The organism is Serratia sp. BNK-4 (genome assembly GCF_048685115.1).
GTDB classification, from domain to species: Bacteria; Pseudomonadota; Gammaproteobacteria; order Enterobacterales; family Enterobacteriaceae; genus Serratia; species Serratia bockelmannii.
This window is the reverse complement of sequence record NZ_JBLQTM010000001.1, coordinates 2,380,891-2,405,670: the sequence shown is the minus strand read 5'-3', so window position 1 is coordinate 2,405,670 and position 24,780 is coordinate 2,380,891. Positions and strand designations below refer to the sequence as shown.

At 59.5% G+C, this 24,780-nt stretch carries 24 protein-coding genes; 4 read left to right on the top strand and 20 right to left on the bottom strand.

Annotated elements, in window-relative coordinates:
- Positions 1-102 precede the first annotated feature (102 nt).
- Positions 103-378: an acid resistance repetitive basic protein Asr gene (asr, locus tag ACMGGW_RS11595; RefSeq protein ID WP_197832009.1), complete on the bottom strand. Its 276-nt coding sequence runs from the start codon at positions 376-378 to the stop codon at positions 103-105.
- Positions 379-563: 185 nt separating this feature from the next.
- Between asr and ACMGGW_RS11590 the strand changes: the two genes are divergently transcribed.
- Positions 564-1,469: an alpha/beta fold hydrolase gene (locus ACMGGW_RS11590; RefSeq protein WP_197832008.1), complete on the top strand. Its 906-nt coding sequence runs from the start codon at positions 564-566 to the stop codon at positions 1,467-1,469.
- A 166-nt stretch (positions 1,470-1,635) separates the two neighbouring features.
- Here ACMGGW_RS11590 and ACMGGW_RS11585 read toward each other — a convergent pair whose 3' ends face one another.
- The 4 genes from ACMGGW_RS11585 to folM form a co-directional block, all read right to left on the bottom strand.
- Positions 1,636-3,135: a carboxypeptidase M32 gene (locus ACMGGW_RS11585; protein WP_197832007.1), complete on the bottom strand. Its 1,500-nt coding sequence runs from the start codon at positions 3,133-3,135 to the stop codon at positions 1,636-1,638.
- Positions 3,136-3,170: 35 nt separating this feature from the next.
- A complete protein-coding gene (gene rstB, locus ACMGGW_RS11580; RefSeq protein ID WP_043143616.1) occupies positions 3,171-4,475 on the bottom strand; it encodes a two-component system sensor histidine kinase RstB in 1,305 nt (434 codons plus the stop codon).
- Entirely contained in the window at positions 4,472-5,197 is a 726-nt protein-coding gene (gene rstA / locus ACMGGW_RS11575; RefSeq protein WP_004938307.1) for a two-component system response regulator RstA, read from the bottom strand. Before rstA ends, rstB begins: the two co-directional genes overlap by 4 nt.
- A 75-nt stretch (positions 5,198-5,272) precedes the next feature.
- Entirely contained in the window at positions 5,273-5,995 is a 723-nt protein-coding gene (gene folM / locus ACMGGW_RS11570) for a dihydromonapterin reductase (protein WP_025302971.1), read from the bottom strand.
- A 184-nt stretch (positions 5,996-6,179) separates the two neighbouring features.
- Here folM and ACMGGW_RS11565 point away from each other — a divergent pair, with 184 nt between their 5' ends.
- Positions 6,180-6,590, top strand: coding sequence for a hypothetical protein (locus tag ACMGGW_RS11565; RefSeq protein WP_025302970.1), 411 nt, complete (start codon positions 6,180-6,182; stop codon positions 6,588-6,590).
- Positions 6,591-6,689: 99 nt separating this feature from the next.
- Here the strand turns inward: ACMGGW_RS11565 and ACMGGW_RS11560 are convergent, their stop codons facing one another.
- The 4 genes from ACMGGW_RS11560 to ydgH form a co-directional block, all read right to left on the bottom strand.
- The gene (locus ACMGGW_RS11560) at positions 6,690-7,085 is read right to left on the bottom strand and encodes a pyridoxamine 5'-phosphate oxidase family protein (RefSeq protein ID WP_025302969.1); all 396 of its coding nucleotides are present in this window, start codon (positions 7,083-7,085) and stop codon (positions 6,690-6,692) included.
- A gap of 33 nt (positions 7,086-7,118) precedes the next feature.
- On the bottom strand, positions 7,119-7,604 hold the full coding sequence (locus tag ACMGGW_RS11555; protein WP_197832004.1) for a hypothetical protein: 486 nt from the start codon (positions 7,602-7,604) through the stop codon (positions 7,119-7,121).
- 219 nt (positions 7,605-7,823) lie between these two features.
- Positions 7,824-9,215: an amino acid permease gene (locus ACMGGW_RS11550; RefSeq protein ID WP_049207475.1), complete on the bottom strand. Its 1,392-nt coding sequence runs from the start codon at positions 9,213-9,215 to the stop codon at positions 7,824-7,826.
- 244 nt (positions 9,216-9,459) lie between these two features.
- Entirely contained in the window at positions 9,460-10,410 is a 951-nt protein-coding gene (gene ydgH, locus ACMGGW_RS11545; protein ID WP_025302966.1) for a DUF1471 family protein YdgH, read from the bottom strand.
- Between the two features lie 537 nt (positions 10,411-10,947).
- Between ydgH and pntA the strand changes: the two genes are divergently transcribed.
- Both pntA and pntB read left to right on the top strand, forming a co-directional pair.
- The gene (gene pntA, locus ACMGGW_RS11540; protein WP_089195928.1) at positions 10,948-12,477 is read left to right on the top strand and encodes a Re/Si-specific NAD(P)(+) transhydrogenase subunit alpha; all 1,530 of its coding nucleotides are present in this window, start codon (positions 10,948-10,950) and stop codon (positions 12,475-12,477) included.
- Between the two features lie 10 nt (positions 12,478-12,487).
- A complete protein-coding gene (gene pntB / locus ACMGGW_RS11535; protein WP_025302964.1) occupies positions 12,488-13,882 on the top strand; it encodes a Re/Si-specific NAD(P)(+) transhydrogenase subunit beta in 1,395 nt (464 codons plus the stop codon).
- A 63-nt stretch (positions 13,883-13,945) separates the two neighbouring features.
- Here the strand turns inward: pntB and uspE are convergent, their stop codons facing one another.
- From uspE to ACMGGW_RS11480, 11 genes are all read right to left on the bottom strand, one after another.
- Positions 13,946-14,908, bottom strand: a complete 963-nt coding sequence (gene uspE / locus ACMGGW_RS11530) for a universal stress protein UspE (RefSeq protein ID WP_004938281.1) — start codon at positions 14,906-14,908, stop codon at positions 13,946-13,948.
- A gap of 126 nt (positions 14,909-15,034) precedes the next feature.
- Entirely contained in the window at positions 15,035-15,799 is a 765-nt protein-coding gene (locus ACMGGW_RS11525) for an FNR family transcription factor (protein WP_004938278.1), read from the bottom strand.
- A gap of 271 nt (positions 15,800-16,070) precedes the next feature.
- On the bottom strand, positions 16,071-16,595 hold the full coding sequence (gene ogt / locus ACMGGW_RS11520; protein WP_025302963.1) for a methylated-DNA--[protein]-cysteine S-methyltransferase: 525 nt from the start codon (positions 16,593-16,595) through the stop codon (positions 16,071-16,073).
- A gap of 219 nt (positions 16,596-16,814) precedes the next feature.
- Entirely contained in the window at positions 16,815-17,126 is a 312-nt protein-coding gene (locus tag ACMGGW_RS11515) for a hypothetical protein (protein WP_043144071.1), read from the bottom strand.
- Positions 17,127-17,432: 306 nt separating this feature from the next.
- On the bottom strand, positions 17,433-18,287 hold the full coding sequence (locus tag ACMGGW_RS11510) for a tagatose bisphosphate family class II aldolase (RefSeq protein WP_025302961.1): 855 nt from the start codon (positions 18,285-18,287) through the stop codon (positions 17,433-17,435).
- 9 nt (positions 18,288-18,296) lie between these two features.
- The gene (locus ACMGGW_RS11505; RefSeq protein WP_043144075.1) at positions 18,297-19,463 is read right to left on the bottom strand and encodes an SIS domain-containing protein; all 1,167 of its coding nucleotides are present in this window, start codon (positions 19,461-19,463) and stop codon (positions 18,297-18,299) included.
- 26 nt (positions 19,464-19,489) lie between these two features.
- Positions 19,490-20,260 carry a transcriptional repressor AgaR gene (agaR, locus tag ACMGGW_RS11500; protein WP_025302959.1) on the bottom strand — a complete coding sequence of 257 codons (771 nt, stop codon included), beginning with the start codon at positions 20,258-20,260 and terminating at the stop codon, positions 19,490-19,492.
- 332 nt (positions 20,261-20,592) lie between these two features.
- The gene (locus ACMGGW_RS11495; RefSeq protein ID WP_049207688.1) at positions 20,593-21,498 is read right to left on the bottom strand and encodes an ROK family protein; all 906 of its coding nucleotides are present in this window, start codon (positions 21,496-21,498) and stop codon (positions 20,593-20,595) included.
- Positions 21,499-21,516: 18 nt separating this feature from the next.
- On the bottom strand, positions 21,517-22,800 hold the full coding sequence (locus ACMGGW_RS11490; protein WP_141998174.1) for a Gfo/Idh/MocA family protein: 1,284 nt from the start codon (positions 22,798-22,800) through the stop codon (positions 21,517-21,519).
- A gap of 19 nt (positions 22,801-22,819) precedes the next feature.
- Entirely contained in the window at positions 22,820-23,932 is a 1,113-nt protein-coding gene (locus tag ACMGGW_RS11485) for an ABC transporter ATP-binding protein (RefSeq protein ID WP_025302956.1), read from the bottom strand.
- A gap of 21 nt (positions 23,933-23,953) precedes the next feature.
- Positions 23,954-24,772 (bottom strand): carbohydrate ABC transporter permease, encoded by an 819-nt coding sequence (locus tag ACMGGW_RS11480; protein ID WP_004938251.1) that lies wholly within the window; start codon positions 24,770-24,772, stop codon positions 23,954-23,956.
- Positions 24,773-24,780: the final 8 nt, after the last annotated feature.

Below are 24,780 nucleotides of genomic sequence, written 5' to 3'. Positions count from 1 at the left end.
GGTAGCGGCGCAGCATCAATGAGAACCCCCCGATGAAAAAACACCCGGTGAACCGGGTGTCGTACACGTCAAGCCTGAAACGGTGAGGGGACCCTCACGACATTACGCTTTTTTGTGGCTGGCTTTCTTGTGGTGCTTTTTAGCCGCCTGGGCTTTTTGCGCCGGGGCTTTCTTGCCGGCTTTTTTGTGATGCTTTTTGGTCGCCTGAGCTTTCTGAACCGGGGCTTTCTTGCCGTGGTGTTTCACCTGAGCTTTAGCCGGCGCAGCGGTGGCGGTGGTTGCGGTAGCCGCAGGTGCGGTGGTGGCAGCCTCGGCAGCGAAAGCCACGGAAGACAGACCCATTGCAGCGGCAACAACCAGAGCTAATACTTTTTTCATCGCAGAATCCTCAACATGACTTTTGGGTACCAACCCCACTGCGGGGCCGTTGAGATGATAGTAGGCAAACGGCGTCCGGCTTTCCGTGAGTGATTGGTTTCGGCATGTAACCTAATGTACAGGGCGGCGGTGGCGAGGGGGATTGCTGCTATAATGACCGCCAGACAAGGAAAAAGGGATTTAAAATGAACGAGATAACGATTCGTTGTGGCGTGACTGAACAGGGCGAGGTGCCGCTGGCCTATGAGGACTGGGGCGATGAGACGCACCCGCCGTTGTTGCTCATCATGGGCATCGGCGCGCAGCTCCTGTTGTGGCCTGACGACTTCTGCCGCGCCCTGGTGTCCATGGGGTTTCGGGTGATCCGTTATGACAACCGCGACGTCGGCCTTTCAGGAAAAACGCAGGCACAACGCTCACAGCCATTGTGGCTGCTGATGTTGCGCGCCCAGCTTGGCTGGCAAACGCCGGTGCCTTATACCCTGGCGGACATGGCAACGGACGCGGCGCATCTGCTCGATCATTTACGCATTCCGCAGGCTCACGTACTGGGCGCTTCGATGGGGGGGATGATCGCCCAGGTGCTGGCCGCCGAATACCCGCAGCGCGTCGCCTCGTTATGCATCTTGTTTTCCAGCACCAATCAGCCGCTGTTGCCGCCGCCGGCGCCTTCGCTGCTGTGGTTGCTGGTGCGCCGGCCTGCCGCCGATATGACGCTGCAGCAGCGCCAGGAAGGGATGAAGGCCTTTCTGCGCGCGCTTGGCACCGCGACTTATCCACCGGAGGAGGCGGAGCTGGATGTCCTGGTGACGCGGTTGCTGAAGCGGGGTGTGGATCCGGCAGGCATGCAGCGGCAACTTTCCGCGTTGCTCGGCAGCGGCGATCTGCGGCGTTACAGCCGGCGCATCGCCGCGCCGACGCTGGTGATTCACGGCGATCGCGATCGGCTGGTGCGCAAGGCCGGCGGGGTGGCGATCGCTCGGGCCGTCGCCAACGCCAGATTGCAGATTATGCCGGGCATGGGGCATGACCTGCCCGCCGCGTTGAGGCCGCAGCTGGCGGCGATGATCGCCCGCCATGCATTGGGATGAGAGGCCGGTTGGTTCGGTATTTTTGCTTTTTTAGTTACAACATACTAATGGTGGGTGGCCACCCGCCACTCTGTAGCCAAGGCGTTACCCGCAGGAAAGTGCACTATGGAACAGTGTCAGGTCAACCAGAGGAAAAAAGGGCGCGGCAGGGCCGCGCCAGGAGAGATTACAGGTAGCGGTTTTCCAAATGCTGACGGAAGTAGCGTGGGTTGAGCGCTTCGCCGGTCGCGTTGGCGATCAGCGTCTCGGTCGGGAAGCGGCTACCGTGGCGCCAGATGTTGTGCTGCAGCCAGTGGAACAGCGGCTGCAGATTGCCGGCGGCGATATCCTCGCTCAGCGAAGGTAGGGCCTGGCGCACGCTGTGGAACAGCTGCGCGGCGTACATCGCGCCGAGGGTGTAAGTCGGGAAGTAGCCGAACGCGCCGTCTGTCCAGTGGATATCCTGCATGCAGCCGTTGCGATAGTTGCCGATGGTGTCGAGGCCGAGGTAAGCGTGCATCTTTTCATTCCACAATGCCGGAATGTCTTCCACTTCGACCTCGCCTTCGATCAGCGCTTTTTCAATTTCGTAGCGCAGGATGACGTGGGCAGGATAGCTCACCTCGTCGGCGTCGACGCGGATCAGGCCCGGTTTAACGCGCTGGTTGAGGCGAATGAAGTTGGCTTCTTCCAGCGCCGGCTGTTCGCCAAATTGCGCGGTGACCAGCGGACGCAAGATTTTCAGGAATTCATTGCCGCGCGCCAGCTGCATTTCGAACAGCAGGCTCTGCGATTCGTGGATGGCGGTAGAGCGGGCCAGGGCGACCGGCTGGCCGAGCAGATCGCGCGGCAGGTTCTGTTCGTAACGGGCGTGGCCGGTTTCGTGCACGATACCGAGCAGCGCGGTCAAAAACTCTTTCTCGTTGTAGCGCGTGGTGATGCGTACATCTTCCGGCACGCCGCCGCAGAACGGGTGGGCGCTGACGTCGACACGGCCGTTGTCGAAGTTGAAACCGAGCAGTTTCATGACGCTCAGGCTCAGCTGACGCTGGGTGTCCACATTGAACGGGCCTTGTGGCGCCTGGCAGGGCTCATTAGCCTGTTTGGCCACCACGCGCTGCAGCAGATCCGGCAGCCAGGTTTTCAGATCGCCGAAGATGCGGTCGAGATCGCTGCTGCGCATGCCCGGTTCATACAGATTGAGCAGGGCGTCGTAACGGCTGGTGCCGGTCGCCTGCGCACGGATCTGCGCCTCTTCCCGGCTGAGTTTGACCACTTCGCGCAGGTTCTCGGCGAAGCCGTCCCAGTCGTTGGCCGGGCGCTGGGCGCGCCAGGCGTGTTCGCAGCGCGCGCCGGCGAGCGATTTGGCTTCGACCAGCGACGCCGGTAGCAGCACCGCGTCTTCATACTGGCGGCGCATTTCGCGCAGGTTGGCGCGGTCGATCTCGTCCAGCGTCTCTTGCTGCGCGCGATCCAACAGCGCGCCGGTGCTTTCCGCTGTTAAAAGCTGGTGCTGCAGCACGCTCAGCTCGGCCAGTGCTTCGGAGCGCGCCTTGCTGCCGCCCGGCGGCATCATGGTTTGCATGTCCCAACCGGCGATGGCGGACAGGTGGCCGAAACGCGACAGACGGCTAAAAAGCGCGCGCAGGTGATCGTAAGCAGACGTGTTGGAATGTGCAGATGTCATTATTATTCGACTCCAATGAGAAGGGTCCGGCGGTATTACGCCAGATCGGCTTTTAAACTGAATGTCGGCTTCACCGGCCAACAGAAACGGAAACTGGCGCCGCCGAGCGAACTGCTCTCTACGAACACCTGTCCCTGGTAGGCGACGGCGATGGAATGGACGATGGCCAGCCCCAGTCCGCAGCCGCCGGTGGCGCGATCGCGGCTGGGATCGAGGCGAACGAAAGGCTCGAATACCCGCTCGCGCTCTTCCGGCGGGATACCCGGCCCGTCATCTTCGACCTGCAAACAGGCGAGGTCGCCGTCGAACCACAGACCCACGCGCAGACGCTGCTCGGAATAGCGCAGCGCGTTATTGACCAGGTTATCGAGCACGCGTTCCATCAGGCGCAGATCGACGCCGCCGAAGTCGCCGACGTGCGGGATATCGAGCTGGATGTCGCGTTCCTGATGAATAAGACGGATATCGTCGACCTTGTCCTCCAGCCACTTTGGCAGATCGATGGGTTCAATGTTTAGCGCAACCTGCGGCCGGTCCAGGCGGGCATAGGTCAGCAGCTCGTCGATCAGCGACTCCAACTGGCCGATATCGCGGTTCAGCGCTTGCTGTTCGCCTTCGGACAGGTTATCGCTCATCTCGAGCCGATAGCGCAGGCGCACCAGCGGCGTGCGCAGCTCGTGCGCGATGCCGTCGATCAGCTGTTTCTTGCTGGCGATCAGGGTGTTGACGTTGTCGGCCATCTGGTTGAACGCCACGCCGAGCCGGCTTAGGCTGGAAGTGGGATCGAAGTGGGTGCGTTCATCCAGATGCCCGGCACCGAGCCGCTGGGCGGCGTTTTCCAGTTTGAGCAGGTCTTGCCAGTGCGGCCGCATCCACAGAAACACCGGCAGCGCCAGCGACATGCCGATAAACACCAGCAACACCAGATCCAGCAGGCGCATCTGGTGCAGATAGAACAGATAAGGAATGGGGCCGACCACCAACACATAGTGGCTGCGCGGAATGCGCTGCATAAAGGTGTACTGATCGTCGAGGGCGATGATTTCACCCAGCCGCAGCCGCTTTTTCAGATCCTCGCTCAGTTCCTGTTTGCCGAGCGGTTCGATATGCAGCTTGAACGACAGATTGAGATCCAGCGTGGCGATAGTCTTGTTCCAGTCCTTCAGCGGGATTTCGCGCAGCTCGCTGCGCATCAGGTACAGCGAGCTTTTCATCAGATCGTCCATCGACTGGCGGCCTGCGCGCTCGGCGGTCACCTTGTACACCAGGCCGACCAGCATCGCCATCACCAGAAAACAGACGAACAGCAGCAGGAAGAACTGGACGAAAAGTTTTCTCATTGTTGCACCGAAGCCCAGGCATTAGGGGCGAACAGATAGCCCTTGTTGCGCACCGTCTTGATACGGAAAGGCTCCAGCGCATTGTCGTACAGCTTACGACGCAGGCGGGAGATCGCCACGTCGATGCTGCGATCCATACCGTCGTAGCTCACGCCGCGCAGGTTTTGCAACAACGCCTCGCGATCCATGATCTGCCCGGCGTGGGTCGCCAGCTCCCACAGCAGATCGAAATCCGAGGTGGACAGGGTGATGGTTTCTTCGCCCAGCGTAACCTGACGGTTGACCGGATCGATGCACAGCAGCCCGAAATGCAGCGCGTTATGCTGGGTGAGCGGCTGAACCGACTCTTCTTTCGGCTGTTGGCTGTGTTGGCGCAGGTGCAAACGCAGGCGCGCCAGCAACACCGCCGGTGGCGTGGTTTTCAGGATATAGTCGTTGGCGCCCATCTCCAGCGACAGGATATGGTTCATGTCACTGTCGAGCGAAGTGAGCAGCACGATCGGGCCGGGGAAGGTAGGGCGCAGATCGCGGCACAGCGTCATGCCGTCTTTGCCGGGCAGCATGATGTCCAGCAGCACCAAATCGGGTTGCTCGCGCTCGATGCGCGCCTGCGCGCTGTCGCCACGCGGTTCGATCAGCACCTCGATGTCATGTTTGCCCAGATAGGCGGCGATCAGTTTGCCGACTTCAGGATCGTCTTCCACAAAAACAATTTTATGCATATGCCCGTGTTTTAATATAAAAAGCGGATTTGAGCATAGCGCGGCCCGCGACGTTGCGCCATGCGGATCTTGGCGTCAGCGCAGCGGCCGGCCGCCGTCGACGCCGTGGGTGCGGCCGGTGACGTAGCGGCTTTCCAGCAGGTAGTTCACCAGATTGACCACTTCACTTTCGCCGGGCGCGACCTTCATCAGCGATTTCGCCAGCGCCTGCTGGCGATAGGCTTCGTCGTCGCCCGGATTGAAGATGATCAGCGCCGGCGCGATGGCGTTGACCTTGACCTCCGGCGCCAGCTTGCGGGCAAACGAACGAGTCATATTGTCCAGCGCAGCCTTGCTGGCGGCGTAGGCGATATGCTTGTCGCTGCCTTTTTCCACCACGTAGTCGGTGAGATGGATAATGTCGGCGCCAGCCTGGCCCTGGCCGGTCAGACAGGATTCGAGCAGCTGGTTGAGCAAATAGGGCGTGTAAACGTGAATTTGCAGCATTGCTGCCATCACCTGTTCCGGCGGCACCTCCGGTGACTCGGCCTGCCAGGCGCTGGCGTTGTGGATCATCGCGCGCAGCTTGGGCGCCACTTGCCGCACCTGGTCGGCGAAACGGTAGATACCTTCATGTGTGGCAAAGTCGCCCTGAATGCAGCGGGCGCCCAAGGCCTGCAACTCGGCCATCGCCGGATATTCGCTGCGATAGGCGATAATGACCGGAACGCCGCGCTGGAGAAACGCTCTGGCGAGCGCCAGCCCTATGCGCCGCGCGCCGCCGGTAATCAGCACCGGGGCGGAGTTGGGGTGTTCCATTGATTAAAGCTCCTGGACAGACTGGCAAACAATAGGGGAATTATGCCATCATACGGCGGAAAGTCGTTAAAGCTTCGCATGATTATCCATTTCTGGATGTAAGATCCCCAATGCATTTCAGGTTGCCGTCCGGCGGCGGCTTGAAAGACCACGGGTTAACACTGGCCATGAGAGGAATGAGGGGATGAACAGCAATCACCTTGCATCCATCGCGCGCAGTGAGAAAATCTGTTTTGACTACATGGATTTTCTGTCCGCATCGTGCAGGAAGCACTGGCGCTTTGTTGATGCTATTTATGGTGTGATGCCGATCTTCGGCATGGTGTTGAAATCGCGCGTGACCACGTCACAAACGCGCAAAGAGCAGTTGAAAGAGCTGGCGCTGCAGGTGGTGTCAACGCAGGTTAGCGATGAAACCAATATCGTGCGCCTGATTGACCTGGCGCAGCAGCAGGGCCTGACGGTATTTGATATTCAGCTGCCCTATGCGCTGGAGGCGCAACAGCTGGCGGCCATTCAAAAAGAGTGCGCGGAAGGCATTGCGATCGCCCTGGTGGGTGAGCGTATGACCGTCACCATTCCCCCTAAAAGCTGACCGGGAATCAACCCGGCCGCCCGTTCATGGTTAGGCAATTGACCTGCTGCGATCGCCTAACCATGAACGTGAAATCTCACGCCGCGTGACGCGTGCTGTCTAAAGTCGGGTCCCGGCATTGGGACCGGAACGCAGGGTGTAAATACTGTCTATATGTATTAACACCGCGTATTTCGGCGGATTCATCCCGTTTTTTTCTGCAAATGCCAGCGCCTCGTCAAACGGTTTGCCTGTCAGAAACAGTTCGGGTGTACCAACGAAGCGGTAGCCGTCCAGTGCCTCGCGGTCGATGACCACAACGGCCATTTTCGAGCCTTCCTTGATGTTTTGCAGCGTTTGGCCACCGGTATTTTCGTTGTAAATCAGTGTACGGTCATCATAGAGGCGCAGAGAACGCTTGGGGCCGATATCGGGCACGCCGCTCGGGCTGCTGGTTGCCTGCACTGGCAGCTGTTTAGCCAGCATCTTCTTCATCTCGTCATTCAATTCATTCATGGGCAGATTACCCCTCAGGTTGATGTGTCACTGTTAATGCACGGTGGCGGAATGATGGGTAGCGGGCGCGCAGATGCTGGTTTCCGGCAGACGGTGCTCGCGCAGTAAGTGCAGGGTTTCAATCCTGAAGCGCAGCAGGTGCCGCTCAGCGAGCTGCTGCATCTGTTCGCACAGCGACGAATCGGCCAAGAGTTGCTCGATAGCGACTCGGGCCTGATGAACATGCAGCTCGACGCCGCGCAGAGGCTTCTGCCGCAGGCGCAGATGGGTGATGTTGTTGAACGTGACGATCAGCGCGGCAAGGGCAGACTCGAAAATATTCAGCGCTTCAAATCTGGCGGTATAGTCCGCATTCAGCCAAGGCTTCTCGGCGATGATCGCCTGAGCCCCCTCCAGCGCCTGTTGATAGCTGGTCATCGCCTGGCGATCGTGCCGCTGATTAAACGCCGTGTTGCCCTCGGCGATCAGCGTCTCCCAGGCGGCAAACAAAGGTAATGCGTGCAGCAGTTTCTCAGCCATGAAATGCCTTCCATTTTCAGCCTGTCTTCATCCGCCGCCTGACGCCTCTCGCCAGGGGCACTCGCGTCTTACCACTAACCAATAAGTGATAATGATAATTAATTGCATTTGGGATCGCAAGCGTGGCGCATGGCTGACTGTGCAAAGGGGGGAACGCGGTAGCAGGGGAAAAAGAGGAAGCAAAATGCGGCTGACGGGCAGCCGCATTGACGGGGCACTTTAGTGCAGCATAAACCAGCCGGCGGGCAGCGTGGCCACCAGCAGCAGTAAGATACTGCCTTTTTCCAGGCGATTCAGCAGATTGATATCCTGATGGCCGCGACGGGCGTACATGAACACCAACAGGCCCGGCGCATACAGTAGCACCGACATCAGCAGGTGCATCAGACCGGAAGCGTACAGCAGCCATAAACCATAGACGCAGGCGCCGGTGGCGGCGAAGATCAGGCGTTTGTCGCGGCGGCGGTAAGCCACCTTGAACAGAAATGCGCCGACCAGGAAGTAAGGCACCAGGATCATTTCCGACGCGATGGTCAACAGCGAGTTGTAGTTGCTACCGGTCAGCCAGATCAGCACCAGCGCCAGCTGCACCGCGATGTTGGTCAGCCACAGCGAAGACGCTGGGGCGTGATGGCGGTTCTGCTTGCCGAACACGCGCGGAAACGCGCCGTGCTGTGCGGCCAGCAGCGGCACTTCCGCTGCCATGATGGTCCAGCTGAGGTAGGCGCCGCACACGGAGATGATAAGACCGGCGGCGATGATCACGTCTCCCCACGGGCCAATCAGTTCCACCATCAGCACCGCCATCGACGGATTGCGCATGTCGGCCAGTTCGCTGCGTGGCACCACGCCCAGCGACAGCAAGGTGACCATCAGGTACACCGCCAGCGCCGACAGCACTGCCAGCATGGTGGCGCGGCCCACGTCTTTCTTATTGCGGGCGCGAGCAGAAACCACCACGGCGCCTTCCACGCCGATAAATACCCACAGGGTGATCAGCATGGTATCCTTGACCTGTTCCCACACCGGCTTGCCGAGGGCGACACCTTTGAAATCCAGCGTGAACACGTCCATTTTGAAGGCGATCGCCGCCAAAACGGCGAACATCCCCAATGGCAGCAGCTTGGCGAGGGTGGCCGCCAAGTTAATGCTGGCGGCAGTTTGCACGCCGCGCAGTACCAACGCGTGCACGATCCACAGCAGGGCGGATTCGGCGATCAGCGCCTGCCAGGTATTGCCGTCACCGAGAATCACGTTGCCGCCGCGATCGGTGAAAATACTCAGCGCCGCAAACACGATCACCAGATACGAGACGTTGGCGATCACGGCGCACAGCCAGTAACCCCAGGCGGAGCAGAAGCCCATCAGCTCGCCGAATCCTTCTTTGGCGTAGGTGAAGATGCCGCCGTCCAGATCCGGGCGCAGACGCGTAAGCAACAGCATGGCGAACGCCAAAAACAGAATGCCGACGCCGGTGATCCCCCAACCCAGCAGCAACGCGGCGGGGCTGGCGACCTGCGCCATGTTTTGCGGCAGACTGAACACGCCGGCGCCCAGCATCGAGCTGAGCACCAAAGCGGTTAGCGCGGTAAGACCGAGTTTTTTTTCCAATGACGGATCCTGAACGCAGAATAAACAACTGGAAGGGAACTGCTTGGCGGCAACAATGTGTTAACAACCACTGCACGAATAGACAATAGCCCTAAAAATTGGCGCAAATTCTACGGAGGGATGATTAGAGATGCAATGATTGAATATGCGGAATTTACAAAAAACTATTCAACGAGTGGCGAAAAGAACGGCAATAAAAACGGGCAGCTCAAGGGCTGCCCGATGGTAAACCGAAAAGCGGGTTTTATTTGAACAGATCGGCGCTGACGGTCAGGTTGCCGCCGCTCTTGTTCTGCCATTGGCGAGTGACGTGATAGTACTTGGCGCCTTTCTCGGCCGCGCGTTTCGCCACTTCGGTGGACACGTCGGTCATGCTGTTGAAGTGGCCGGTGAAGGTGACGGAATCGAACGGCACCATCTGCGCGGCGGTCACGTTGTTCACTTCCTGGATCTTGGTGCCGTTAGGCAGCGTGACGGTATAGCGCTGGCCGGTAGAGGACTGCGTTTCGAAGAAACGGCCCACTTCGCGGCTTGGCGAACCGGAAGACGCGACGCCAGGGATTTCGACTTTCGCGGCTGCGGCACCACCGGCGGCCAGTGCGGCGCGGCCGGCGTCAGAATCAGCCGGGATAGCGTCCGGGCTCTGCACGCGGCGTTTCGGCGCATCGGCCTTATAGATGTACGCGGTGACGAACTGGTTGCCGCCGGAGTTGGCGTCAACCTGGCGCACGATGAAGAACGAGGCGGCGCCTTTTTTCTGCGCTTCTTTGGAGATGGCGTCGTTGATGTCCGGCTGGCTGCGGTAGAAACCGCTGACGCTCACGGTATCGTAAGGCTCCAGCAGGTAGGCTTCCTCTTTAGGCAGTTCATTCACGCCGTTAAATACGCGGTATTTTGGTGTTTTGCTCACTTCTGGCGCATCTTTATGATAAAGGTCTGCGGTGACGCGCCAGTTGCCGCCGTTGTTGCTGTTGTTGCTGTCCTGGATATAGAAGGAATCGGCACCCAGTTTGTCTGCACGGCGGGATACGGCGTCGACGGCTTCATTGATGGCATTGAAGCGGCCGGTAATCGTGATGCGATCAAACGGCTTCAGCGCCGCTGCTTTCTCAGGAGTTAACTCTTGCGCCGCATGAGCAGACAGCGCGGTGAGTGATAACAAGGCTGACGCGATGATCGTGGTCTTCAGCTTCATAAAAAATCCTTTCGCCTAGCGCATTAACGTTTATAACGTACTGAACTGTTTAAGTGTAATTCAGCCGTCGATTATTACATGTAATTCTGAAAACTGTCTCAGCATTTTATGTTATCCCGTGCGACAAATCGCTTACGGTGACGCGGGCCGCACGGATGGCGCCATCATCATAAGTTTCCATAATAAAGGCTTTGGTGTCATTAATGTTAATTATTCACAAAATGATAACTTTTATGCTTTTTCGCCGCGTGTGGCCATCAATCGTTACGCCGGGCGTAAACCTCTTGTCACGCAGAATGTGCTGTTCTGTATGGATTTTTTCACAGTAAATTGCGATTTGTCATATCACGCGCGGCATTTTTATGTAAAAACAGAGCTGAATGCGTAAGCAATTATGGATCATCGACCTTATTTTCAGTAGGTTATAGTTGGCGTCTGAAATCAGTGCGGGCAAGTTAACGCCTTGCTCGCCGGTGGCGTCGTGCTATGGGCAGGAAAATAATAAACATCATCCAAGACAGGTGAGAAGGGAACATTATGCGTATTGGTGTACCAAGAGAGCGGTTGGCCAATGAAGCCCGGGTCGCAGCCACGCCGAAAACGGTGGAACAACTGCTGAAGCTGGGTTTTACCGTCGCGATTGAACGCGGGGCGGGCAAACTGGCCAGTTTTGACGACGTCGCCTACGAAGCCGCCGGTGCGGCGCTGGTCGACGAAAACGAAGTGTGGCAGTCGGATCTGATCCTGAAAGTCAACGCGCCGCAAGACGACGAGATCGCCTTGATGCGCGAAGGCAGCACGCTGGTCAGCTTTATCTGGCCGGCGCAAAACCCCGAGCTGATGGCCAAGCTGGCGGCGCGCAACGTCACCGCGCTGGCGATGGATTCGGTGCCGCGCATCTCGCGCGCCCAGTCGATGGATGCGCTGAGCTCGATGGCCAATATCGCCGGCTACCGCGCGATCGTCGAAGCGGCGCATGAGTTCGGCCGCTTCTTCACCGGCCAGATCACCGCCGCCGGCAAAGTGCCGCCGGCTAAGGTGATGATCATCGGCGCCGGCGTGGCCGGCCTGGCGGCGATCGGCGCTGCGGGCAGCCTCGGCGCCATCGTGCGCGCCTTCGACACCCGCCCGGAAGTGAAAGAGCAGGTGCAGAGCATGGGCGCGGAATTCCTCGAGCTGGATTTTGAAGAGGAAGCGGGCAGCGGCGACGGTTACGCCAAAGTGATGTCCGAAGCCTTTATCAAGGCCGAGATGGCGCTGTTTGCCGCACAGGCGGCGGAGGTTGATATCATCGTCACCACCGCGCTGATCCCAGGCAAACCGGCGCCGAAGCTCATCACCAAAGAGATGGTGGCGTCGATGAAGCCGGGTAGCGTGATCGTCGATCTGGCGGCGCAAACCGGCGGCAACTGCGAACTGACCGTGGCCGACACCATTACCGTGACCGGCAACGGCGTGAAAATCATCGGCTATACCGACCTGCCGAGCCGCTTGCCGACCCAATCTTCGCAGCTGTACGGCACCAACCTGGTCAACCTGTTGAAGCTGCTATCGAAAGAGAAAAACGGCGAGATCGACATCGATTTCGACGATACGGTGATCCGCGGCGTTACCGTGGTGCGCAGCGGTGAAGTCACCTGGCCAGCGCCGCCAATCCAGGTCTCCGCCCAGCCGAAAGCGGCACCTGCCGCTGCACCGGTCGCCAAACCCGAAGCCAAACCGACCTCGCCGTGGCTGAAGTACGGCCTGATGGCCCTGGCGATCCTGCTGTTCGGCTGGCTGGCGGACGCGGCGCCGAAAGAGTTCTTGTCGCACTTTACCGTGTTCGCGCTGGCCTGCGTGGTCGGTTACTACGTGGTCTGGAACGTCAGCCATGCGCTGCATACTCCGTTGATGTCGGTCACCAACGCGATATCAGGGATTATCGTGGTCGGTGCGCTGCTGCAAATTGGCCACGGCGGCTGGGTGAGTTTCCTCTCCTTTATCGCCGTGCTGATCGCCAGCATCAACATTTTTGGTGGATTCACCGTCACTCAGCGCATGCTGAAGATGTTCCGCAAGAACTAAGGGGTAACAAATGTCTGGAGGATTGGTTACAGCTGCATACATTGTTGCCGCTATTTTGTTTATTTTCAGCCTGGCGGGCCTGTCGCGTCATGAAACGTCGAAGCAGGGCAACCTGTTCGGCGTCGCCGGTATGGCGATCGCGCTGATCGCCACCATTCTGGGGCCGGATTCCGGCAACGTCGGCTGGATCATCATCGCCATGATCATCGGCGGTTCGATCGGCGTCTATCTGGCGAAGAAGGTCGAGATGACCGAAATGCCGGAACTGGTGGCGGTGCTGCACAGCTTCGTTGGCCTGGCCGCGGTGCTGGTCGGTTTCAATAGCTACCTGGATCACGGCGCACCGATGGAACCGGTGATGGCGAATATCCATCTGACCGAAGTGTTCCTCGGCATCTTTATCGGTGCGGTGACCTTCACCGGGTCGATCGTCGCCTTCGGTAAGCTGCGCGGCATCATCTCTTCCAAGCCGCTGATGCTGCCGAATCGCCACAAGCTGAACCTGGCGGCGCTGGTGATCTCGTTCCTGCTGCTGGTGGCGTTCGTGCGCGCCGACAGCGTGGGCTGGCAGGTGGTGACGCTGCTGCTGATGACGGCGATCGCGCTGGCGTTCGGCTGGCATCTGGTTGCCTCGATCGGCGGCGCCGACATGCCGGTGGTGGTGTCGATGCTCAACTCTTACTCAGGGTGGGCCGCGGCCGCGGCGGGCTTCATGCTGAGCAACGATCTGCTGATCGTCACCGGCGCGCTGGTGGGCTCTTCGGGGGCTATCCTGTCTTACATCATGTGTAAGGCGATGAACCGTTCGTTTATCAGCGTGATCGCCGGCGGTTTCGGCAGTGACGGTTCATCCACCGGCGATGCCGAAGAGATGGGCGAATACCGTGAAACCACGGCGGAAGAGGTGGCCGAGCAGTTGAAGAACTCCACCTCGGTGATCATCACCCCGGGTTACGGCATGGCGGTGGCACAGGCGCAATATCCGGTGGCGGAAATCACCGAGAAACTGCGGGCGCGCGGCGTGAAGGTCCGTTTCGGTATTCACCCGGTCGCCGGGCGCTTGCCGGGCCACATGAACGTGCTGCTGGCGGAGGCGAAGGTGCCGTACGATGTGGTGCTGGAGATGGATGAAATCAATGAAGATTTCCCGGATACCGACACCGTGCTGGTGATCGGCGCCAACGACACGGTGAACCCGGCGGCGCTGGAAGATCCGCGCAGCCCGATCGCTGGCATGCCGGTACTGGAAGTGTGGAAAGCGCAGAACGTGATCGCGTTCAAACGGTCGATGAACACCGGCTACGCCGGCGTGCAGAACCCGCTGTTCTTCAAGGAGAACACTCAGATGCTGTTTGGCGACGCCAAAGACAGCGTGGAAGCGATTCTGCGGGCGTTGCAGAAGTAAAATTGGGTAACCAAAGAAAAACGGGCCGCTGAAAAGCGGCCCGTTTTTCTTTATGCGCGAAGCTTAATCTTCGTCGTCGTGCTCATCGTCTTCATCCGCCTCGATCGGGCAGTTGAAGTTCTCCGGTTTAATCACCAGCAGGTCGCATTTCAGATGATCGATCACATGTTCCGCGGTGTTGCCGATAAAGGCGGCTGAAATGCCGGTGCGGCCCAGGGTGCCCAGCACCACCACGCCGGCCTGCAGGTGTTCGGCCAGATCGGGGATCACCTCTTCCGGCAGGCCTTTTTCTACGTGGGTGAACTCTTCCTTAATGCAGAATTTCTGCCGCAGCGCCTTCATGGCGATCAGGTGCTGGCCGCGAATGGCGTCGTTGTAGACGCTCGGGTCGAAGTCGGGCAGTTCGATGGCGATGTTGATCGGCGTGACGGGATAGGCGCCGACCAGGTGAACCTCGGTCTGGTTGACGTTTTGCGCCAGTTCGACGGTTTCTTGCACCAGTTTGATATTGAGCGGGTCGTGATAGGGTTCTTCGCTGGCCAGGTTGACCGCTACCAGCGCTTTGCCGCCTTCCGGCCAGGGCTGGTCTTTCACCATCCACACCGGGCAAGGGCATTTGCGCAGCAGGTGCCAGTCGGTGGGGGTAAAGATCACCGACTCCAACCGGTCGTGCTGGTGCGCCATTTTCAGCAGCAGGTCATGTTGGCCAGAAAGCACTTCCTGAATGATGGCTTCGAAGGGGCGGTTATGCCAGACCACTTTGATTTCGATCGGCACGCCGTCGTTGAGGTAGAAGCGGCACTGTTCATTGATCCAGGCGGCGCGTTGGCTGATCACACCTTGCCGCATCGCCGTTCTTTCGTCCGGGGAGAGCAGGGTCGTCATTTCGTAAGAGAAGTCGTAAATGGGCAGGAAGGCTTTGATGCGCCCGCCGTTCCGTTTTACCAGGTACACGGCGCGGCGCAATGCCGGCTGATCGTCCTGATTGGGGTCAATAGCCACCAGAAGATTCTGATACTTCGCCATAGGGCCTCCTTACAGCTGAAATCAACAGTCTGTTAATTTACAGAGTAACCCAACATTGAAAAACAGAACAACAACAGAAGCGTGCCGGATCAACAATTTCGGGGAAATGTTGATCCGGCAGGGGGATCAGGCGTTGACGGTCACGTTGATACGTGGCGTTCCGGCCAGCACCGACAGGGCGTCGGCATTTTCGATGGTGATGTATTTGCCTTTCACGCTGAGAATTTCGCTTTTCTGGAAGCGGCCCAGCAGGCGGCTGATGGTTTCCACCGTCAGGCCGAGGTAGTTGCCGATGTCGCCACGGGTCATGGTCAACCGGAACTCGCGCGGTGAGAAGCCACGTTCCGCGAAGCGACGCGACAGGTTGTAAACGAACGCCGCCAGGCGCTCTTCGGCATTTTTCTTCGACAGCAGCAGGATCATGTCCTGGTCGCCTTTGATCTCGCCGCTCATCAGCCGCATGATCTGCTGACGCAGGTTCGGCATTTTGCCGGACAGATCGTCGAGGGTCTCGAACGGGATCTCGCACACCATCGAGGTTTCCAGCGCCTGGGCGAAGCTCGGGTGCTTCAGGCCGCCGATGGCATCGAAGCCCACCAGGTCACCCGCCAGGTGGAAACCGGTGATTTGCTCGTCGCCTTGCTCGGTGATGGTGTAGCTTTTGATGGTCCCGGAACGGATCGCGTACAGCGATTTCAGCTCGTCGCCGGCCTTGAACAGGGTCTGGCCTTTCTGGATGGGCTTTTTCCTCTCGATAATGTTGTCGAGCTGGTCCAGCTCGTGAGCATTAAGGGTGAAAGGAATGCACAGCTGGCTGATGCTGCAGTCCTGGCAATGGATCGCACAACCACCAGACTGGATACGACGAATCACGCGTTTTTCCGGGATCATAGATTACGCTCATTCAATAATTGATATGAGTCAATTTTAACATCTTTTGCTGCAGCTGATAAGGGTGGCATTAGCATGAATAGGGGTATTGTGTGCGAATTTTGCGCACACATGCCGCCGATTATTCTGTATGGGACTGAAGTTATGAGTATTATTTGTGACTTATGCGTTTTATTCACACAAGCTATTAATAGTACCCAAGTGGTCACGCGCGCGGCGTAGAGCAATGTGTTTTATTAAGCAGCGCCAAACAATGGCGCTGGATAGGTGGCTACAGCAAATTTTTCGGCAGGTAGCCTTCGTGCTGCAGCAGCCACTGCTTGCGTTGTACGCCGCCGGCATAGCCGGTCAGCGCGCCCTGCGAACCGATCACTCGGTGGCAGGGCACCACGATGCTGATCGGATTTGAACCGTTGGCCATGCCGACCGCGCGCGAGGCGGTCGGACGGCCGATGCGTTGCGCCAGTTGGCCGTAGGTCAGGATCTCGCCGCAGGGGATTTGGCGCAGCTGTTGCCACACGGTGCGTTGGAACTCGGTGCCGGCAGTCATCACCGGCAACCGATCGATAATGCTCAGTTCACCGGCGAAATAGCGCTGCATGGCGTCGGTCAGCCCGCTGGGATCGCGCTGTTCGCGCAGGGTGAAGCGATCGGCGCGGTAGTGGGTATTCAGCAGCTTCATGAGGCGCGCTTCGTGATCGGTCCAGTCAATCGCCCGCAGGCGCCCCTGTTCATCGGCAATCAGCACCAGTTCACCCACCGGCGTAGCGGTACGATCAATCAAAAAAGTCTGCATCTGGATCACTCCTCGGTTTAGTGTGGGGATTATCGCATGAAACGGAGGGAGACGATGGCGGATTTCGGACATGTTGATGGGCAACCGCAGGGTTACCCAAATAGGCGGCTCAGGGGAAGCCAGAGAATCATTGTTCGACGAATTTATAAAATAAATTTATAAGTTATCAAGACAAGTTGTTTCTTGTTTATTATTTCATCAAGCATTGACACATTGGGGTTACTTATAGCTGATGGTCACACGCTTTAAATGGGGATTGTTATTCACCATTTCACTGGTGACGGCAGAGACTAATTCTTTTGGCATCTCTTTTAACGAAGAAGAAATATACCCGTTCTGATATTCCGTCACTTTGCCGAAACAGTTGGAGATAAGCTGTTCATCCTGATGTGTGATGGCGCAGGTTGGCGTAGTAATGGCGCCGGTGAAGCGCACGACGCCGGAGGCGACCTGGCTTCCGGAAAGCGGTTTTGCTTGCAGAGCGAAGGGCAGAATGACCAATGCGCTTAATACGGCTAAGTAATGGTTCATACGCTGTTCCTCTTAGAGTAAAGAATGCCGCCAATTAAAAACAAGCATGCTTGTTTTCATTAAATAAGCTATTTCGTGTGGCGAAATAAAAACGAATGGGCAAAATTCCTACTGCCTTCATCCAATGGGTTTGATAATAGGGAGGTAGGGTGAGCAAAACCATGATTTGGATCATAGTGAAGACCGGTTAATGGTTTCCGGTGCGGGCAGGGTAAAAGGCTGTGATCGTTCTCTCAGGAAAGCGGGGAATGGCGGGATGTTTTCGCCCCCGTGGTGTAACGGCAGGAACCGGGGGCGAGAGCGGGCTTACAGCATGCCGCTGCTGCCGCAGATGCGGATCTTTTCCGCTACCACTTCTTTCATCGCCAGCTTGCCGGGGACGATGTATTTGCGCGGATCGTTAGCATCCGGGTGCTGCGAAAAGTAGCTTTTTACCGCATCAGCGAAGGCGATTTTCAGTTCGGTAGCGACGTTGACCTTGCAGACGCCGAGCGAAATTGCGCGCTTGACCATCGCTTCCGGAATGCCGGAGGCGCCGTGCAGCACCAGGGGCACGTCCACCTGTTCGCGGATCAGCGCCAGGCGCTCGAAGTCCAGCTTCGGCTCGCCGTGATACAGGCCGTGGGCGGAACCGATCGCCACCGCCAGCGAATCGATGCCGGTGGCGGCGACAAACTCGCGTGCCGCCATCGGGTCGGTATAGAAGCTGTCCGCGGTATCGACGATCAGATCGTCTTCCTGCCCGCCCAGGCGGCCCAGCTCCGCCTCCACGCTGGCGCCATAGCGGTGGCACAGGGCCACTGCGGCGGCCACCTTGGCGATGTTCTGCTCGAACGGCAGATGGGAACCGTCGATCATCACCGAGCGGATACCGCTTTTCACCTTGTGCTCGATGTCGTCCAGCTCTTCGTGATGATCCAGATGCAGCGCCAGCGGCAAATCGTAGCGGTGCGCGGCCGATTGGCAAATGCCGATCAGGTAGTCGGTGCCGGCGTAGCTGAAGGTGCCGGGCGTGCCGGCCATGATCACCGGTGAGCGCAGCTCGGCGGCGGTCTCCGCCACCACCTGCACGGTTTCCAGATTGTGGACGTTAAACGCCGGAACGGCGTAACCCTGGCGCTGTGCCTTGAGCAGCATTTCTCGATTGGCTATCAGATACATGGGATCTCCTTACAACTCAGGGGAGGGAAAACGGTAAATCGTCACGCCTTTCACCACCCGGTTGACCTCGCCGGTCGGGCAAGGGTTGTCCGGGGTCAGCCCCAGCGCCAGCGAACTCTCGAAGGCCAGCATCTGGGTGAACAGCAGATACGGGAACAGCAGCCAGATATCGTCAGCCGCGTCGTGCATATTCAGCAGAGCGTCGGACAGGGGTTGGCGTTCGCCGGTCAATCCGACCAACTGCATCGCCAGCCCGTCGCGCTGCAGCTCGTTCCACAGATCGCGGTCATACTGGCGGGCGTAGTCGTCGTGGGAGAACATCAGCACCACCAACGTCTGGCCGTCGACCATGAATTTCGGGCCGTGGCGCAGGCCGAGCGGCGAGTCGTAGCGTGTAACGATGCGGCCGGCGGTCAGCTCCAGCATCTTAAGTGAGGCTTCTTCGGCGAGGCCGGTAAAGCAGCTGCCGCCGAGGGTGATGTAGCGGCGGAAGCCGCTGGCGGCCAGCGCTTTCACCTGCGCCTGCAGCGTTTCACGCAGTTCTCGGCAGCGCTGCACCATGGCACTCAGCGGTGCCTGGGCGGCCTCGAGCGACGTTGGGCCGAGCAGCAGCGCGGCGCTCAGCATCATGCAGCTGAAGCTGGAGGTCATGGCGAAGCTCTGATCGTTGGAACCTTGCGGCATCACCAGCGAACAGACGTTGTCACGCCGATGCGCGTACTGCGCCAGCCGGCTGTCCGGGTTGCACACTAGCATTAGGTGATAGCTTTCCGGCAGCAGCTGGTCGGCCAGCTCCACCGTCGCCACGCTTTCCGGGCTGTTGCCCGAGCGGGCGAAAGAGACCAGCAGCGTCGGCCGATCAGGGTCGAGATACTGCAGCGGGTTGGCGACGATATCGGTGGTGCCGTAGGCTACCACGTCGCGGCCGGTGCGTTCGCGCAGCCAGGGCGCCAGGGCACGGCCGGCAAATGCCGAACTGCCGGCGCCGCACAGGACGATCTGCAGGCGCGGATTGGCCAGCAGCGGCGCCAGGAACGGCTGCCACTGCGCCTGTTGATCCTGCAGCTGCCGGTGCAGCGCTGCCCACAGATCCGGCTGTTGCCAAATTTCTGCGGCGGTGTGCCAGGCGTTGCGCTGCTTCAGCCAATCCGCCTCGTAAGAGAAATACGCGTTCATGATGACAGCTCCTTAAAAAGCCTCGGTTAACGGTCGGCGATAATCACGTCGATCCCTAAATGGTGCAGCGCCTGCAGGTAGTGCGCCGGAATGCGGCTGTCGGTGACCAGACGGTGGATCTGGCCGATTTCGCGGATCATGCAAAAACTGGTGCGGCCGAATTTGCTGGCGTCGGCGATGGCGATCACTTCACGCGCCACCTCGCACATCACGCGGTTCAGCTGCGCTTCGCCCGGATCCGGCGTGGTGATGCCGCTCGTGAGATCGAAACCGTCGACGCCGAGAAACAGCTTGTCGAACCGGTATTGGCGCAGCTGCTGTTCGGCGGCAGGGCCGTAAAGCGACCAGGCTTTGCGGCGCACGCTGCCCCCGACCACCATCAGATCGATCTGCTCGTTGCTGGCTAATTCGAAGGCGATGTTGAGCGCGTTGGTCATCACCACCAGATCCTTTTTCCCCGCCAACTGCGGCGCCATCTGGCTGGTGGTGGAGCCGGAGTCGAGGATGACGGCATCGCCGTCTTCAATCAGCGCCGCGGCCGCGCAGGCGATGACGTGTTTTACGTCGCGATTGAGGCGGCCCTTGTCCTGCAATGGGCGGTCGAAGGCGAACTGTTTGTTCAACATGGCGCCGCCGTAGGCGCGCACCGCGCAGCCGTGTTTTTCCAGCTGGCGCAGATCGCTGCGGATGGTGACGCTGGACACCGAAAACTGCTGGCTGAGCTGCTCCACGCGCACCGTGCCCTCGCGGCACAGCTGGTCGATAATTAATTCCCGGCGTTTTGCGGTATTGATCATTAACGCAGACTCCTGATTTACCTGTAGCCGTGCCCGACCGCGGCTTAATAAGCCGCAGCGATACCGACCGGAGCGCTTTCAGTAGTTCGTGGCGAATTACAGCAAACGAAACACTGAAATGCAATCGATTAATTTTAAAATATCTATATCTATCAGATGGTTATATTTAATTTTGCTTTCAGTTTAATGCCAACCGAAAGCGGTGTTAACGCAAAGTGAAAACGGCAAATTCGTTATTTTTCAGTCGCCAATTCCCGGCATTTAATTATTCAGCCCGTCGAGGCCGAAAGCCGCAACGATCGCTCGACAACCGCCAGGCTTTCACTGTTTTTTTATGCCGGCGCGCGTAAAAGCGCCGCGCCGCGTACTCCGCTGCTGTCACCGTGCACCGGCGGGAACACCGCCGCCGGTTCCACGCCCGGCAGCAGCCAGCGCCGCATCGCCGGCGGCAACAGCCGGTAAAGCTCGCCGACGTTGGACAAGCCACCGCCCAGCACGAAGGCATCAACATCCAGCAGCAGCTGTAAGCCGGCCAGCGCGCTGGCCAGAATGTCGACGTAAATCGTCATCAGCCGATGCGCGAGCGCATCACCGGCACGATAGCTGGCGACCAGCGCTGGCACGTCGGCGGCCGGATGGGCGAAATGGCGGCTCAGCGCCAGCAGTCCGCTGCCGGAGACGTAGCGCTCAAAGCAGCCGGTCAGCCCACAGTTGCAGCCGAACAGCGGCAGATCGTAACGCTGCGCCAACTGGGCCGAGATCGGCATATGGCCCCATTCACCCGCCACGCCGCTGCGTCCCTTATGCAGTTGCCGGTTCACCACCAGGCCACCGCCGGCGCCGGTGCCGATGATGGCGCCGAACACCAGCGGCAGGTGTGCGGTTTGCGGCGTACTGGCTTCCGACAGCGCGAAACAGCGGCAATCGTTCTCGATGGCGATCGGCCGCGCCAGCGCCCGCGTTAAATCATCCGCCAGGCAATGCCCGGTCAGGCAGGGCACGTTGACCGCCAGCTGGCGGCGGCTGACGGGATCGGTGATCCCCGGTAAACCGATGCCGATGCTGCCGCGCGTATGCAGTTCGCGATCCGCCTGCTCGACCAGCCCGGCGATGCAGGCCACGAATTCGCCGTAATCTCTGGTAGGGGTGCGCACCCGCTGGATCAGCACCTGATTGAGCCGGCGATCGTAAGCGGCCATTTCAATCTTGGTGCCGCCGATGTCGAAGCCGTAACGCATCTCTGTCGTGGCCATGCTTCAGGCTCCGTTCAGGGCGATCACCGCCGCTTCACGGCGTGCGCGTTCGGCGGCGAACACCATCAGGTGGCTCTCCAGCGCTTCGGCCGGGCCGGCCAGCACCTGGCTCGGATCGTTGGCGCGAATGGCCGCGATAAAGTGCTGCATCAGGTAGTAGTCGCCGCCGCCGTGGCCACCCATCGCGTGCAGATCCTGGCCGGCGTCGGTGTCGTAATGCGTTTCGCCGTCGTCGAGGAACGAGGTGATGCGGATATGGCGGCCGTCGCCTTCCAGGCAGCCGCGGCTGCCGAAGATGCGGGTGTGGCGATCTTCGTGGCGAGTGAAGGCCGTCATGGTGAACGACGCAGTGCGGCCGCCGGCGAACTGCATGTTGACCACCTGATGGTCGACCACGTTATTGTCGCAGCGGTAGACGCAGCGGCCGTAGGGCCCGTCGCGCAGCGCCGCCCGCAGCGTCGTCTGGTCGGGTTCCGGCGTCAGCACCCGCAGAAAACCGGGCGTGGCCTTGTGGTCGTCGCCCAGATAGATGCGTTTGGCGGAATAGGGACAGGCTGCCTCCACCGCACAATCCAGGCAGTTGTCCGCCGCGCCGGCCGGTTGGTTTTCCTGGTGGAAGTGGTGCAGGTTGCCGAAGGAGCTGACCTGTTCGCAGGGCTGTTCCATCACGTAGCGGATCCAGTCGATGTCGTGGCAGGATTTCTGCAACAGCATAAACGCGGCTTGTTGATCGTTGCGCCAGTTGCCGCGCACGAAGGAATGCGCCTGATGCCAGTAGCCGACCGGTTCTAAGTGTTGCAGGCTGACGATGTCGCCGATCGCGCCATCGCGCAGCAGCTGTTTGAGCTTTTGGGTATAGCGGGTATAGCGCAGTACGTGGCCGACTGAGAAGATCAGCTTTTGGCGCACGACCTCGGCGACGATGGCCCGGCACTCGTCGGCGTCCGGCGACAGCGGTTTTTCCAGCAGCATGGCGTAGCCCTGACGGGCGAAGGCCAGCGCCGGCTCCAGGTGCATCTGATCCTGAGTGCAGATCAGCACCGCGTCGGCCAGCTTGCCGGCGTCGGCGGCCTGGCGCCAGTCGGTGAAGATGTTTTCCGGCGCGATGGCGTGCTGCACCACGAACGGCTCGCGGTAGGCATCGCGCGGTTCCGCCACCGCCACCACCTGCATCAAATCGGGGTGCGCCAGCGCATAGCGCGAGTAGATTTCACCGCGCGCACCGGCGCCGACGACCAGCACTCGCACCGGGCGCTGGGCAACGTTGTTGGGTTGTGTTGACGACATTGCTGATACTCCGCTGTTGTTATTTGAGGTTTTGGCCGCTGAGCTCGTCGAACAAATGCGCGCGCGTCAGATCGAATGCCAGATGAATGCTTTCGCCGAGGCGCGGCTCCCAGTCCGGCAGCGACGCCATGCGCAGCACGAAGCGCAGGTCAGCCAGTTCGCAGTGCAGCAACTCTTCGTTGCCCATGCGCTCGATGGTGACGATCTGCGCCGGGAAACAGTTGGCGCTGCCGGGCGCACACAGCCGCAGGGACTCCGGCCGGATGCCAAGACACACCCGCGCATGTGGGTAGTCGGCCAACTGCCGTTGCAGCGCCGGCGGCAGATCGAGCTGGTGCTGCAGGCCGATACGCAGCCGCACCGTTTGGCCGTCGCGCACGATCGCCAGATCGTGCAAATTCATCGACGGGCTGCCGATAAACTCGGCGACGAAACGGTTGGCGGGGTGGTGGTACAGATTGATCGGTTTATCCACCTGCATGATGGCGCCGCGATTCATCACGCAAATGCGATCGCCCATGGTCATCGCTTCGACCTGATCGTGGGTGACGTACACCATGGTGGCGGCGGCGCCTTCCTGCTTCAGCTGGTTGTGCAGTTCGATCAGCTGTACGCGCATCGACACTCGCAGCTTGGCGTCGAGGTTGGACAGCGGCTCATCGAACAGGAACACCTTGGGCTTGCGCACGATGGCTCGGCCGACCGCCACCCGCTGGCACTGGCCGCCGGAAAGCTGGCCCGGCTTGCGCTGCAGCAGGTTGGTGATCTCCAGTTTTTCCGCCGCGTCGCGCACCCGGCGGTCGATCTCGGCCTTGCTCTCTTTGCCGATCAGGCCGAACGCCATGTTCTTGTACACCGTCATGTGCGGGTACAGCGCATAGTTCTGGAACACCATGGCGATGCCGCGATCCTTCGGCATGCTGTCGTTGACGCAGCGATCGTGGATCAGGATCTGCCCCTCGCTGACGCTCTCCAGCCCGGCGATCATCCGCAGCAGGGTAGACTTAGCGCAGCCGGACGGGCCGACGAACACCATAAATTCCCCGTCTTCAATTTCCAGATCGACGCCGTGCAGCGCGTGGAAACCGTTGGGGTAGACTTTTTTAACGCTGTTTAACTGAATTCCGGCCATGTCGTTTACCTTGTCTGCGCGTTAGCCTTTCACCCCGGCGCTGGCGATGCCCTGGATGAAATAGCGTTGGAAAATAATGAACAGCATCAACATCGGGATCACCGCCATCAGCGCCCCGGCCATCAGCAACGGGTATTCCACCCCGGCGCGGCTGGAGAGCGAGGCGAGGCCAACCGGCAGCGTCAGCTTCTCGGTGGTGGTATTGACGATCAGCGGCCACATCAGGTTGTTCCAGCTCCACAGGCCATTGATGATGACGCAGGCGATAATGCCTGGCCGGATCAGCGGCAGCATGATGCGCCAGAAGATGGCGAAGTAGCTGTAGCCGTCGATCAAAGCCGCTTCTTCCATTTCCTTCGGTACCGCCAGGAAGAACTGGCGCAGCAGGAAGGTGGCGTAAACGCTGAAAATGCCCGGCAGCACCAACCCGGTGATGCTGTTGACCAGCCCCAGCTTCTGTACCACCAGGAATTGCGGGATCAGAAACGCCTGGCCGGGCACCATCAGGATCGACACGCATACCAGAAACACCGCGTCGCGGCCGCGAAAATGCAGGCGCGAGAAGCCATAGGCGGCCAGGGTAGCGATCGCCATCTGCAGGGTGACGGTGAAGAAAGTCGCCAGCAGCGAGTTGAGGTAAAAGCCGGCGAACGGGATTTCGTGCATCACCCGGCCGTAGGCCTGCAGGCTAGGGTGCGCCGGCAGCAGCGTCAGCGGGATCTGAATGCTCTCGGCCTGGGTTTTCAGCGAGGTCACCAGCATCCAGATAAAGGGCACCACCGAGGCCAGCGCCGCCAGCCCCATAAACAGGTACACCAGCGTTTTCTTGCTTGCGTTCATGTGCAGCT